The 13208-nt window shown below is 57.5% G+C and carries 14 protein-coding genes; 8 read left to right on the top strand and 6 right to left on the bottom strand.

Annotation, left to right across the window (positions count from 1 at the left end; genetic code table 11):
- Window positions 1-73: 73 nt before the first annotated feature.
- Window positions 74-280, bottom strand: a complete 207-nt coding sequence (locus P0086_RS02205) for a hypothetical protein (protein WP_275782250.1) — start codon at window positions 278-280, stop codon at window positions 74-76.
- A gap of 923 nt (window positions 281-1203) precedes the next feature.
- Here P0086_RS02205 and P0086_RS02200 point away from each other — a divergent pair.
- Window positions 1204-1476: a hypothetical protein gene (locus tag P0086_RS02200; RefSeq protein ID WP_112606028.1), complete on the top strand. Its 273-nt coding sequence runs from the start codon at window positions 1204-1206 to the stop codon at window positions 1474-1476.
- Window positions 1477-1680: 204 nt separating this feature from the next.
- The gene (gene glgA, locus P0086_RS02195; protein WP_275782249.1) at window positions 1681-3216 is read left to right on the top strand and encodes a glycogen synthase GlgA; all 1536 of its coding nucleotides are present in this window, start codon (window positions 1681-1683) and stop codon (window positions 3214-3216) included.
- A gap of 37 nt (window positions 3217-3253) precedes the next feature.
- Here glgA and P0086_RS02190 read toward each other — a convergent pair whose 3' ends face one another.
- Complete coding sequence (locus tag P0086_RS02190) at window positions 3254-3658, bottom strand: low affinity iron permease family protein (RefSeq protein WP_275782248.1); 405 nt, start codon at window positions 3656-3658, stop codon at window positions 3254-3256.
- 170 nt (window positions 3659-3828) lie between these two features.
- Between P0086_RS02190 and P0086_RS02185 the strand changes: the two genes are divergently transcribed.
- Window positions 3829-4266 (top strand): CBS domain-containing protein, encoded by a 438-nt coding sequence (locus P0086_RS02185; RefSeq protein WP_112606037.1) that lies wholly within the window; start codon window positions 3829-3831, stop codon window positions 4264-4266.
- Between the two features lie 239 nt (window positions 4267-4505).
- On the opposite strand, the gene P0086_RS02180 is transcribed toward P0086_RS02185, so the two are convergent.
- A complete protein-coding gene (locus P0086_RS02180) occupies window positions 4506-5144 on the bottom strand; it encodes a UdgX family uracil-DNA binding protein (RefSeq protein WP_275782247.1) in 639 nt (212 codons plus the stop codon).
- A gap of 478 nt (window positions 5145-5622) precedes the next feature.
- Between P0086_RS02180 and P0086_RS02175 the strand changes: the two genes are divergently transcribed.
- Window positions 5623-6438, top strand: coding sequence for a nucleotidyltransferase (locus P0086_RS02175; protein ID WP_112596631.1), 816 nt, complete (start codon window positions 5623-5625; stop codon window positions 6436-6438).
- Window positions 6438-7160 (top strand): metallophosphoesterase, encoded by a 723-nt coding sequence (locus tag P0086_RS02170; RefSeq protein ID WP_275782246.1) that lies wholly within the window; start codon window positions 6438-6440, stop codon window positions 7158-7160. Before P0086_RS02175 ends, P0086_RS02170 begins: the two co-directional genes overlap by 1 nt.
- A gap of 41 nt (window positions 7161-7201) precedes the next feature.
- Here P0086_RS02170 and P0086_RS02165 read toward each other — a convergent pair whose 3' ends face one another.
- From P0086_RS02165 to P0086_RS02155, 3 genes are all read right to left on the bottom strand, one after another.
- Window positions 7202-7531: a hypothetical protein gene (locus P0086_RS02165; protein WP_112606040.1), complete on the bottom strand. Its 330-nt coding sequence runs from the start codon at window positions 7529-7531 to the stop codon at window positions 7202-7204.
- Window positions 7532-8112: 581 nt separating this feature from the next.
- Entirely contained in the window at window positions 8113-8502 is a 390-nt protein-coding gene (locus P0086_RS02160; RefSeq protein WP_112596637.1) for a response regulator, read from the bottom strand.
- Between the two features lie 339 nt (window positions 8503-8841).
- Entirely contained in the window at window positions 8842-9153 is a 312-nt protein-coding gene (locus P0086_RS02155; protein WP_275782245.1) for a hypothetical protein, read from the bottom strand.
- On the opposite strand from P0086_RS02155, the gene P0086_RS02150 reads away from it, so the two are divergent.
- The 3 genes from P0086_RS02150 (at window position 9152) to P0086_RS02140 (ending at window position 13189) form a co-directional block, all read left to right on the top strand.
- Window positions 9152-9715 (top strand): sigma-70 family RNA polymerase sigma factor, encoded by a 564-nt coding sequence (locus P0086_RS02150; RefSeq protein ID WP_148189272.1) that lies wholly within the window; start codon window positions 9152-9154, stop codon window positions 9713-9715. The two genes, P0086_RS02155 and P0086_RS02150, sit on opposite strands and share 2 nt — an antisense overlap.
- A 439-nt stretch (window positions 9716-10154) precedes the next feature.
- Entirely contained in the window at window positions 10155-10646 is a 492-nt protein-coding gene (locus P0086_RS02145; RefSeq protein ID WP_112596642.1) for a ferritin-like domain-containing protein, read from the top strand.
- A 335-nt stretch (window positions 10647-10981) separates the two neighbouring features.
- Window positions 10982-13189 (top strand): adenylate/guanylate cyclase domain-containing protein, encoded by a 2208-nt coding sequence (locus tag P0086_RS02140; protein WP_275782244.1) that lies wholly within the window; start codon window positions 10982-10984, stop codon window positions 13187-13189.
- The last annotated feature ends 19 nt before the right edge of the window (window positions 13190-13208 follow it).

Here is a 13208-nt window from a genome sequence, read left to right as displayed (position 1 = left end):
GCGAACGCATTGATGCGCCGCAGCACGCGGTCGTCGGACTAGCCACGTTTATGCTTGACAGCCTTCAGCAGCTCTAAACCTTCGGCGCTGATGCGTACTCCGAGGTCTTGGTGGTCAAATTGGGGGAGCTCATCAGCCGATTCAGGGGCGACCTGAATCGCCAACCGAGCGAACGGAGACGTTCGGCTACGGTCGTGGGGACAATATGAACCTCTTCATCTGCGAGCTTTTTCAGCCATGAAACTTCTCCTTCCTCGAGGTCTTTGAGGGCATCGCTCATCTTTATTCTCCGCTTGGTTGCAGCCCGCCCGCTATACCGACGGCGTCGCTCGCCGTTTGGCGGCGGGCAAAATCTAAGAGCCGTCCACACCGAGGCGGAACGCCTCCACACCGGAAGACTTGGGCGGGGCGGCGCCTGAGTATCCCTTTTTCCACAGCCGATACACAACGTCCTCACGCCACGGTTGCCTGGGTAGCCCCTATGGCAACATTCGCTCCGCGCTGCTCGCAGCGCCAAGTGGTCCGCTCCTGCAATCCTTGGACCCTAGACGAATAGGATCAGTATCAGGAGCATGGCCACTCCCAGAGCCGACAGCTCAACAAATCCATCATTCATCGATGCGACCCTCCGGAAAAAGATACCCTCAAACGCATTGTAGCGGTGGATGTTCCCACACCTGTCAAGGCCGGCGCAGTGGATCTGCCTGCTCGATACGCGCTCGTCCGGCGCTGCGATCCGGTTCGACGCGCTCGCCATATCAATGAGGTTGGAACATTCCGGAATGGGCGATGTTTGATGTCCCCCGAAGCAAGTATTGGAGGAATGATGATTGTGCATGAAATGATGAATAGTCATGCCGATGTGCACACACGCCCCGCCGACGCCTTGTGCGATGCATCGAACATTGTTACCGGTGTACCAAGCATGCACCAGCTACCGATGCGTCATCGAAAGGGATCGCCTTAGCGAGAGTGTTCAGACGGCCCTCGCCACGCCACCAATGTGCCGAGGCCTTCCCTGGGCTGCTGTAACAACCACTTGCACCGCGAGATGCTGAGAATCACCGCTCGACAAGCAAGTCTCGTGCCCCGTCATAACGCCAACCGGTTTTCTGTGCATGCATTTCGGGGGGCCATCATCGACTTTTCACTGGCGATCCTGTCTTCGGTAAGACCGCTCAGCACTCCACGATTGGAACACAGATGCCTCTCGATCAGTCCGTGAAACCCATTCCCAAAGACATGGCCCTCTTGTGGGCGATGGTGACGCCCGATAACGTCGCCGTGGAAGTTTGCGTAACTCTTTCGGCGTTGCATGCATTGGGCGGCCAGGGTTCCGGCCCGGTCACGCTGCTGAAGGACAATCTTCAGTTACTGGAGCGCCTGGCTAGCAAGAAGTTTGATCGAGATCGAGGCAGCCCGGGACTTCCTTTGTGGATCACGAAGGATGATCTGCAAGACCCAGGCCTGTCTTGACCCACCCTTTCAGCCTTGCACAGCCGCCAGCTGCACCCAGGCCACAAGGAGCAATCCGGGCGGTTCGCGCGCGGAGATCAGCGTTACGGCGAATAGAATTCCGCCGTCACAGCGCATAATTTTGGCCTGTCCCAGGGAACTGAATCGACGGCACACAGTTGCACCCGCGGCACTGTCATCAGTCAAGAGTCCTGGGGCGCTCGCATGAATGTTCTCTCGGTTACTTCAGAAATGTTCCCGCTGGTCAAGACCGGAGGGCTGGCCGACGTGGCGGGCGCATTGCCCAAGGCGATGTCCGCCCACAATATCGACATGCGGACGCTTCTTCCCGGTTACCCGATCGTCCTCGAGCGCTTAGCCCCCCCGACCAAGGTAACAGACATCGACATTTTCGGGATGGAATGCAGGCTACTTTCCAGTGACGTGAACGGCCTGCCCCTCTTGGTTCTCGACGCGCCATCTCTTTATAGTCGCCCGGGCGGCCCCTACGTGGATGAACATGGCCGTGACTTTTCTGACAATTGGCGGCGGTTTTCCGCCATCTCGTTCGCGGCAGCAAGCATTGCCGAAGGTTTGACCGGCGGATTCTGGAAACCCGATCTCGTACATTTACATGATTGGCAGACTGCGTTGACTTCCGTTTATTTGAAGTACACCTTTCAAAGCCGGATACCCACAGTACTTACCATTCACAACCTGGCCTTTCAGGGGAAGTTTGGATTTGAAGAACTTGAGAACATCGCGCTCCCAGAAGCCGCCTTTGGCATCGATTGTCTGGAGTATTATGGAGCCGCTAGCTTCCTCAAAGGCGGCATTCAGACAGCTGACGTCGTGACGACCGTCAGTCCCACCTATGCCCGAGAGATCGTCACGCATGATCTCGGCATGGGAATGGACGGCGTACTCAAATCAAACAAGTCGAAACTGAAGGGAATTGTGAACGGTATCGATGTCGAAGTGTGGGATCCCTCACGGGATCCGTGTCTTATTTCGACCTTTGGGCCGGAAAGCCCGGAGCGGCGCGCGGGCAATCGCAATTATCTGATGAACCTCTTCGACTTCAGCGGCCGCAGTGGTCCACTCTTTGCCGTCGTCAGCCGCCTCACCTGGCAGAAGGGCATAGACCTTCTGATCGACGCCGTTCCGCACCTTGTTGACTCGGGCGGGCACTTGATCGTTTGCGGCGAGGGCGACCGAGCGTTGCAAGATGGCCTGCGGGTCCTTACAAAACACTATCCGGAAAACGTGGCTGTCTCCATCGGGTACAACGAAGGGCTTGCACACCTTATTCATGGCGGCGCCGATTTTGTGATTCAACCATCGCGCTTCGAGCCCTGCGGGCTGACACAGCTCTACGCGCTTCGCTATGGCGCGATCCCGCTGGTCTCACGAACGGGTGGGCTGAGCGAGACAATCATCGATGCGAATGATGCGGCCAATGCTATGGAGACGGCGACCGGCATTCAGTTTCATCCCGTCACGACCACCGAGCTCGAACATGCAATCGACCGCGCTTTCGATATATTCGGGCAGCCCACCCTTATGAGGCGGCTGCAGACCCACGCTATGCGCTCTGACTTCAGCTGGAAGTATAGCGCTGATCGATATGCCGATCTTTTCAGAGGACTCGTTAGCGTCTCGCCCAAGGTCCTGCCCCTCTCGGATCCTCGGACAACTCGCCAACCGTCCCTGGTTGCCCCTTCCCCTACAAGCTCAATCGCCGCACGCGTCAGCAAATAAGGGGCCTTGGCGACCTGCGGAAGAGAATGTTCCGGCACTACTTGCGCGCAAGCCCCGCCACGCGCGGCCGGACTTTGGAGTTTCTTGCCTTCTGCGCGAGCTTGCGACTTAAGATCCGGATCTGATTCTCGTCGAGATGCTCGATCCCAACGAAGACATTCTGGGCGTGAGACGTAAGAATCAGCTCGTCCAATTTGGCCTTAATAGCGCTGCTCTCCCGTGTCTGGGAGTTCTGCAGGATGAACACCATCAGGAACGTGACGATCGTTGTCCCGGTGTTGATGACAAGCTGCCAGGTTTCCGAAAAGTCGAAGTAGGGGCCGCAGATTGCCCAGAGAAGAACGATCCCGCTCGCAACGACAAAGGCTGCCGGGTGCCCCGCCCACTTGGAAAACTGGGCGGAAAAGCGTGGAAATAGGCTCACGGGCCTAGGTTCGGCCATAACACTTCTCCTTTTATGACAGAAACAACTTAAACCGAACCAAGTTCCCATCGAGCAGCAGCCGCCAGCATGGGCTCGCCAAAGTGTATGCTTCAGATTTTCTGCTTCGTGGGAACCATGACCGCTTCGCAGAGTTGGATCCGGAGTGACGATTCCCAAGGAGCAACGAAATGAGAGTGAACGAAGTGATGACCCGCCACGTTCGCGTTGCCAGTCCCAAAGATACCATTCGTGAGGCAGCGCGTATTATGGCGCAGATCGATGCGGGTGTTGTGCCGGTCGGCGAGAATGACAGATTGGTCGGCATGCTCACTGACCGCGACATCGCTGTGCGGGCGGTCGCGGAGGGAAAGGGGCCTGATACGACGGTCGGCGAGGTAATGACCCCGGACGTACAATATTGCTTTGACGATGAAGACATCGACGAGGTGTGCCAGAATCTCGGCGATCAGCAGATCCGGCGAATACCGGTTGTAAACCGGCAAAAACGTTTGGTCGGGATTCTATCGCTCGGTGACCTGGCATTGTCCGGTGGAAATGGCGCGACGGGCGAAACGCTTGCCGCCATTTCAAGGCCAGGCGGGATGCACTCCCAGGCCGATCACTGAGCAGGCAGCATTGCTTGCCACAAAGGCCTCGCCTCAATCAGAGGCGAGGAGCGGTCCACTCGTCGCTTCTACCGGCACCTGTCAAGAACAGCCAGAGCCGTTACGGTCGGCCCGATCACCTATATAGGCCGACCAATGCGGCATGCCCTTGTCCTCGGGGCTACGCCGGTCAGAATGTGCGCGATGTCAATTCTCATTATTGCTGGTGCCGTCGAAAAATGGCTGCAGGATATCACACGTCAGGCCGTGAGAAACCGGGTGATCAGGCTCAACTCCGAGATGAAACGTATCCTCTCCTGCAGAACTTCCGACCGCGCAGGATTTCGCAGCAATGATGACGGGTGCACGGTGATAAGGGCAGCTGCGCCGTTGTCCGCTTTCAGGATCCGTCCTCGGTCAGCCATTACCGTGTAACGTCGCCCAAACAGCGCGAATGTCGCGGTCGCACCGAGAGCCACAAGCAGTGTAGGTTCCAGCCATTCGATCTCTCCCCCCAGCCACCAGGCGCACTGGCGCACTTCCCCAACATTAGGCTTTTTGTGGATCCGTCGTTTGCCGCGCTGACTGAATTTGAAATGCTTGACTGCGTTCGTCAAATAGCATGCCGACCGATCGACACCTGCCTCCGCCAGGCACGAGTCTAGAACACGGCCTGCGGGACCGACGAAGGGGCGGCCGATCCTGTCCTCCCGGTCGCCCGGTTGCTCTCCGACCAGGACGACCCGCGGTTTGTCAGGTCCTTCACCGAAGACGACTTGCGTAGCGTCCCGATAGAGGTCGCAGCGTCGGCATTTCGACGCATCAGCACGCATCTGCGCTCCCGTGCCGTGGGCATGTTCTATGAAAGCCGGTGAAACACTACTTATATCTCGAGGCATCGTCTCGCCTGCTTTGCTCTGACCGGTTGTGCACACATGTCGGCCCTCTCACACGCCTGCGCGCCCTGCCTCCACGGTCATTCGACATCACTTAAAAACCTCGTCACGCGATGATCATTTTGCAACCGGTCTAACCTCCAGCGGACTTGCCCGAAATCCGCGCTTCGGCGCGTAGGCGCTACGGCCGAGCCGGAACCATCAAGTGCTGCTATGTTCCGCCGCCTGGCCTTCGGTCGCATGCGAACGAAATCGGCAGTGTCCCCCAGCGGTACTCTATCACGCAGTGCGCGCTCTTCGGGCAAAAGGGTATGACCTGCGCCTGATCCCTATCACACACTGCCACAGCGCGGCGAATATCCGCTACAAAAATTTGACAGGAGCGATCCGGGTCAGGGTTGTGAGCTCCCCGATGAACGGCAACGTTGGCGGGGAACATGACGGATTGCGCTGCGTTTCTATCGATTATCCGAGGTTCGCTATGTCGAAGATCGTTCAACGAAGAACCAGGGCCAGCCGAGCCGACAAACCACGGGCTGTACCCCAACTTGTCGATGACGAGGCGGAGCTTTTTGTTGCCGACGCAGTCGCTGCGTTAGTGGAATCGAAGATTCCATTTCTCGTGGCGGGAACCTTTGCAGTCAGCGCATATACCGGCATTTCACGACCGACAAAGGATCTCGATATCTTTTGCAAGGCCGGCGATTCCGCTCGGATACTCGCTTATTTCCGCGACCATGGCTACGTGATCGAGGTAGAGGACGACCGTTGGTTGGGGAAGGTGTTTCGGGGAAAGTACTTCTTCGACGTTATCTTCGCCTCCTCTAACGGGGCGATCCCGATCGGCGATGCGTGGTTCGACCATGCCAATTCGTTCGAGATTAAGGGCCAGAAGGTTGCTGTGATTTCTCCGACAGAGCTAATCTGGTCGAAAGCCTTTATTCAGTTACGCAGCCGCTATGATGGCGCTGACATCGTTCATACGATTCTGCGGATGCACGACCGTATCGACTGGCGCAGGTTGCTGGCGTTCATGGAGGTTCACTGGGAAGTGCTGCTGATACATCTGCTGAACTTCAGATGGATCTATCCGACGGAGCGAGACAAGATACCAGATTGGCTCATGGACGAGCTGATCGGACGGCTCGAGGAGCAACGGCGCCTGCCGCTTCCCCAGATGAAGATATGCCGCGGCCGCATGTATTCGCGCTCGGACTACCGCATCGACGTTTCGGAATGGGGCTTCGCCGACGTCGGTGGTGAAGGCGAAATGAGAGAGGATCTGGAGGAGCGCTGATGTCAAAATCAAACGGCAAGCTCAATGTCGCTGCGGTAGCAGATCTTCACGTAAAGGAAGATGCATCCGTCTCCTACAAGGATCTTTTTGCCGAGGTATCATCGGTCGCAGATGTGTTGGTAATTGCCGGGGACCTGACCGACCGGGGCAAGCCATACGAAGCCGAGTTGCTTGCCGCCGACCTGAAACACTGCTTGATCCCAGTCGCCGCCGTCCTTGGCAACCACGATTATGAGAGCGGTCATGCGGGGGAGGTGATGCGCATCCTGTCTGAAGCCGGCGCGCACATACTCGATGGGCAGAACGTGGAGATTGAAGGTTTAGGCTTTGTAGGAGCAAAAGGCTTTGCCGGAGGCTTTGGTCGCCACATGTTGAGCTCATTTGGCGAGCCTGCCATCAAGGCGATGGTGGCCGAGAGCGTGGATGAAGCGATGCGGCTTGAAAACGCTTTACGTAAGGTTAGAACGGATCGCGCGGTGGTTGTCCTTCACTACGCCCCTATTGCCGATACGGTGCAGGGCGAGCCGCCAGAAATCTATCCTTTTCTCGGTTCCTCCAGGCTGAGCGAAACCATCGACCGCTTCAAAGTCACCGCAGTCTTTCACGGCCATGCCCACAATGGCACCTATAGGGGCACCACGCCAGCGGGCACCCCGGTATTCAACGTTGCCGCCCACATCGAAAAACCCACGGGCAGACCATACGCCGTTATCGAAGTCTGATGATGTCCAGTTCAGCGGGGAGCCCCAGCTCCAGGGCTATGCTAATGCTCCGCAGGCGGCGCTCCTGGGGGCGACATTGGCATTTCCAATTGATCATTCGAGGCGTGGTTCCCTGAGGAGGCGCTTCGCGCCATCCCGCTCCTGATAATGTCGATGACCTCTTCCGCTGCGATACGTTGAATAGCGTAGGCTTCATCGGGCTCTATCCCAGGATCCTCCTCATGATCGCCGTGCGTTTCATGTTCCCTGGCAATATTTCGGATCGCATCGCGTGCCTCTGGAATTGAATCGAACAGCGCCACCAAGGAGACCAACAGCTTTCTGTGCGCATTCAGCCTTCCTTCCCATGTCATCATATCGGCGTGGTTCATGTAGCTCTCCGCTTTCTATTCTGGGTGCCCCAAGCCCTGTCCGGCAAGAAACCCTCGGAGCTGGCCAAGGTTCCCGTCTTCCAAGAGCCTCGCCGCCCGGATTTCGGAGTTGCGTGTGGCAGCCGAAGAATAACCAGGCCAAGCCTAGCTCAGTCGCGGGCGCGTTCCGGGCAGTGCGCACCGCCCTTGGTCCGGCCTCAAATGTCCGCATGCGGTCGATTAGACCGCTGCTTGCGTCGATCATCCTGCGTGCTCGCCCAATCAGGTTGTCAGAGCGTCCACGGCAAAAGGCTTCTCGAGGTGTCGAATGGTCGCAAGTCGCCCAGACGAAAGGCACGCCACGGATCCGGAGTTCATCCGCAAGCGGATAGATCATGTGGCCGGCTACCGCTTTGCCGCAGCGTCAAGGCGATGTCCATGGCGATCAGGTCGTCGTCTTCCGCGACAAGAAGCCGGTGCGCTTCACACCCTCCGTCTTCCAGGGAGCTGATCGTGACCATCAAGCCAGTTTTCAGTCTTTGGGAACTGACGAGTATGTCGTGGCAGACAAACAGGAGACCGACCCAGCGCGAGATTGTGCGTCAGTTTTCCCCGAGCGCTCGGCCGAAGAGGGCTTTTGCAATCTTATCGAGTGCAAAAGGTTTCTCGCATAGAACAAAGCCGGGAAAGCGGTCGGGGACAATGGAGGGATCGTAGCCCGTGGCGAATACAAATGGAATAGAACATTCCGTCAATCTATCTGCCACAGCAAACACCAGCTCGCCATCAAGGTGGATGTCGAGTATGGCAGCGTCAACCTGCTCGCTGGACAGCAGTTGCAAAGCATCTTCCACGTGCGCTGTTGGCCCAACCACTGTGGCTCCCAGACTCTCCAGTTTCCGACGGGTCTCGTCGGCCATAAAGTAATCATCCTCCACCACGAGGATGCGCTTGCCAAAAAAAAGTGAACCGTCCGCATTTTGTGACTTCATGCACACCACCGGTCATGCGACCTACCCCTTAGAAGTGAGGAGAGAGGCCGGCTCCGAAACAAGGTAACCAACGGATTTCCACGATACAGAAATCTACGTCATTCTCATTCTGCTGTGTGTCTGCTGCTTTCGGGGGAGTTTCTGAGCGCATTTACTCCCGGACTGAGTTCGTTCCTTCAGTTTCGCCAAAACGCCCCTCCTCGCGATATGGGTCCTGGGCAATCGACCGCTCTTCCTCATCGCCTGGCAAAGCTTCGTCGCTATGCTCGTACGGATCGTCGGGGCTGGCGGTGCTGTTTGCGACATTACCGCCTGTCGGGGACCGATTTGTCAACGTATCTAAATCATCGACGTTCTTCGAAGTTCTACGGGTTCCTGAGTGCATGATCGTTCCTCCCAAACAGGGGAAACTTTCATATTGATCGCATGTTCCCACTGGATGGTGGAATCCTCAGGAGCCAGCATCTCCAACGGTCCTTCACTGTCCGTCCGGCGGAGATCGATCCCCTTGAATGCAATGGACCTCCCTAAGATGAAGAGCGTCAGCCTGACAGTTGCGATGGGATGAAGCACCGCTTTTTTCTTTTCACGCGGCCTCACGCGGAACCAAACGCTGCTCGGTGCATTCGCGCTGAAAGAGGGACTGGTCATGCGTACTCGTGAACAGGAATGTACAGCCACCGAAATAGCCGAACTGGTGCCGATCTTGAGGCGATTTGCACGCACGTTTGCTCACGACCCAAACGACGCTGATGATCTGGTGCAGGAAACCCTGGTCAAGGCACTTTCTAAAATCGATCAGTATCAGCCAGGGACGCATTTAAAGTCTTGGTTATTTACCATCATGCGCAATACTTTTCTGACGCGGCTGAAGCTTTCGCGGCGAGAGTGTCCAGGCTTGGACTGTCAGCTTCTCGCTTCGGCGGTCATGCCTCGCCAGGAATGGCACGTTCTTGGCCGGCAGCTTGAAGAAGCCTTCGGGAGGATCAGTCAGGAGGGTCAGGAGGTCATAACGCTGGTTGTTTTTGAAGGGATGGCCTACGAGCAAGTAGCTACGCGTCTGGGATGCGCAATCGGCACCATCAAGAGCAGGCTCAACCGTGCGCGTCGAAAACTTGCTGCTGAGATGGATGCTCCCACAAAGGCGGAAGGTACAAGCAGCGTGCCCAGACTGCGGTCGGGGTTGAAGTTTGATTGGATGATCGACGTTTAAAGTCTGTCCCCATCAACTGCGTTCGCGTTGTGACAGCTAGCACTGAAGTGTCTATTCGTCGCCCTTTGGGCTTGCCAGCCGTTGCGCGCGTTCAGGCCGCGCCTCGCATCCGACCGGAGAGTGGATTTTGCTCTGGAACTTCCTCTTCTCAGAGGCGTTTAGAGCGATCGCCTCGCTCGGAACGCTGCGACGGAGGATACCGGATGTATGACAGGTTTATTGAACTGTCGATGTTTGGCGCTGCGATGCTGTTCGTTATCCTGGTGATCTTTCTGGTATAGAGCGCAGAATTCAATCTGCTTGCGCTAGTCTCGACTTCGACCCTGCGGAACACCTTAGGGCATCTCTGCTATCGCCGGTTGGCGGCATGCGCCAGCGCAGGGAACAAGCCGAACGTTCACGGGTTCCAACAGAGCATGCATTGAACAAGGAGGATAGAATGCCCACCGAGAAAACACTAAATGATCTCTTTCTGGATACCGTCAAGGACATCTATTATGCCGAGAAGCAGATCCTGAAGGCCCTGCCGAAAATGGCACGCGCGGCCCAATCAGAAGAAGGCAAGGCCAGCTTCCTTCAACACCGCGACGAAACTCAGGGCCAGATCGAACGGCTCGAACAGGTTTTTGAAATTCTCGGCAAACCGCCCCGTGGAAAAACCTGCGAGGCGATTCAGGGATTGATCGGCGAGAGCCAGGAGATCATGGAGGAGTTCAAGGACTCGCTCGCCCTTGATGCTGGGCTTATTTCTTCTGCCCAGGCTGTCGAGCACTACGAAATCGCCCGCTACGGCACTTTGATCGCTTGGGCGAACCAGCTCGGCTTGAAGGATGCGGTTCCCCTCCTGAAACAGAACCTGGCCGAAGAGGAAGCCACAGACAAAAAGCTCACCGCCCTGGCGACCACGGCTGCTAATGTGAAGGCTGCCTGACAACCAGAATAGCCACCGCGAGGCGACTGTTCGCCTCGCGGATCCGCATAGGCGTCTCAGAACGGCGCATAGCCGCGGCGCATCTTATGTCTTCCCTCAAACCTTTGTCCCGTCCGATCAATTCAGGCGGTCCGCCATTCTGCCATCTAAAGCACCCTTAACGGCTCCGCCTGTTGCCCCGGAGCGATCGAGCGCCCGTAGTGCCGTCGGCACGGGTCGCCACCGCTTGTTTTTCCAACGGACGAGCCAGATCGTCAGGGCTATGAGTAGCCGATGGTCCCGAAGGCTTTCCTGCGATAGCATAGTGTCAGACCGGGGCTCGTGGATTGTTGTGGATGGAGCGCCACCTTGCAGCCGTGATGATCGCTGACGTCGTAGGATACAGCCGGTTGAGCTCGACCGACGAGGAGGGAACGCGTGCGCACTTCAGGCGTGACCTCGCCGAGGTGTTCGAGCCAAACCTTACCCGTTATCACGGCCGGTTAGTCAAGACGATGGGCGACGGCTTGCTGATCGAATTTCGCAGCGTCATCGACGCATTGCGCTGCGCAATCGCCGTACAGGAAGTCAAGCGGCGGGCAGAAAGCGAAGTTCCGGCTGATCGACGTATGATCTTTCGCATTGGCATCACGCTTGGCGACGTCATTGCCGAGGGTGAAGACATTCACGGCACCGGCGTGAACATCGCCGCCAGGCTGCAGGCGTTGTCGGATCCAGGCGGCATCGCCGTCTCTGGGAGCGCCTACGAACAGGTGCGAGGCAAGACGGACGCTCAGTTTGTCGATCTCGGCCTACAACGCGTCAAGAATATCGAGGAGCGCGTCCGGGTCTACCTCGTGAAACTGGATGCGTCGGCGCCAATCGCACCATGGCCACCGCGTCAGGTATGGAAGCGGCTGCTTGCCGGTGCCCTGCTTTTGGCCCTCATTCTGGCAGGCGGTCTGGTCTTGTGGGCGCCCTGGCAGCAAATTGCCCCTCAGCCGGTTCAGGAGCGTCTGGCCTATCCCCTTCCGGAGAAACCCTCGGTCGCGGTATTGCCGTTCATCAACGTCACGGGCGACAAGGAACAGGACTATCTGGCCAGGGGTCTGACCGACGACCTTATTACACAACTGTCCAAAGTCGCGGGTCTGTTTGTAATCGCTCGCCACTCGGCCACTGCAGCCGCTGACGAGAGCGGGGCGGTTCAGTCTGCTGCGGGAAAACTGGGGGTGCAGTATATTATCGAAGGCAGTCTGCAGCGCGCGGGCATCAACCTTCGCATAAACGTCAAGCTTCTCGATGCGATGTCGGGCCTCTCGCTCTGGGCCGAACGGTACGATCGTCAGATTACCGACTTGTTTGCCGTCCAGGATGATGTGATCGGCAAGATCATCTCCGCTCTGGAGGTACGGATCAGCGACGGCGAGCGCGACCAGATTGAACGCATTCCCACCGATAACCTCGAAGCCTACGACTACTACATGCGCGCCGAGCAGCAAGGAGCGAGCTATGGCAACGTCCAGACCTACCGGCAAGCTCTCTCATACTATCAAAAGGCGATCGATCTGGACCCGCGGTTCGCTGACGCGCACGCGGGCATCGCACGCATTGCTGTTGACGTCTGGCGCAACGACCACAACTATATCTGGTCAGCAGCTGTAGCAAGAAAGATCGCCTATGACGCTGCAGGCAAGGCACTGAACATCGATCGGGAAAACGCACGGGCGCACAGTGTCTTGGCGCTTCTGCAACTGGTCGACGGCCATGCAGACGAGGCAATCGTATCAGCAAACCGCGCCACCCTCGCAGCGCCAAACGACGCCGAGGCCTACGCCAATCTCGGTCTCGTACTCGCTCTGACCGGTCGTCACCGTGAGGCAACCACGGAGGTGGAACATGCCCTCCGTCTCGATCCAACCCCAGCTGCGAGCTTTCAGCTTCTTGCCGGCATGGTCCTCTATGTCGCTCAGGAAAACAATAAGGCGATCAAGCTGTTCGACAACATCCAGCAGGAGCTCGAGACTTCGGAGACCTTGCATGAGTATCTCGCCGCCGCCTATGCGGCAGCCGGTAACGAAGTCTCGGCAAGGGAAGAAGCTGGGAGGCTACAAGCACTGTTTCCCGAGGCGAACCTGACCTACTATCGTCACCTCTATGACTACTGGCCCGCGCAGGACCTGGATCGTCACCTCGAACATCTTCGGGCTGCCGGGCTGACCGCCTGGCCCTTCGGCATCCAGACGGAGGGTTCTAAGCGCCTCGGTGGCCACGAACTGCGCCGCCTGCTCGAAAACAAGACGTGGCTGGGGCGGCATCACAACGGCACAGAGTTCGTGCAATATTTCGACGCCAGGGGAGATACAGCCTACCGCACGGCCCATACGAGCATCACCGGCAAGGCGAAGGTTGACGGCAGTCTACTATGCGAACAGTTCGACGGATATTTCCTCGACCGCATGGTCTGCGGTTACGTGCTGCGTAACGACGACAAGCTCCATCCCGACATGCGCTACCTTCACGTCACGCCTCAGGCTGCAAAGTACTTCTCTCCCGACCCCTGACCAAACGCCTGCGACGCCA

Source organism: Mycoplana sp. MJR14, assembly GCF_029210525.1.
Taxonomy (GTDB): Bacteria; Pseudomonadota; Alphaproteobacteria; order Rhizobiales; family Rhizobiaceae; genus Mycoplana.
This window is presented reverse-complemented; position numbering and strand designations above follow the sequence as displayed.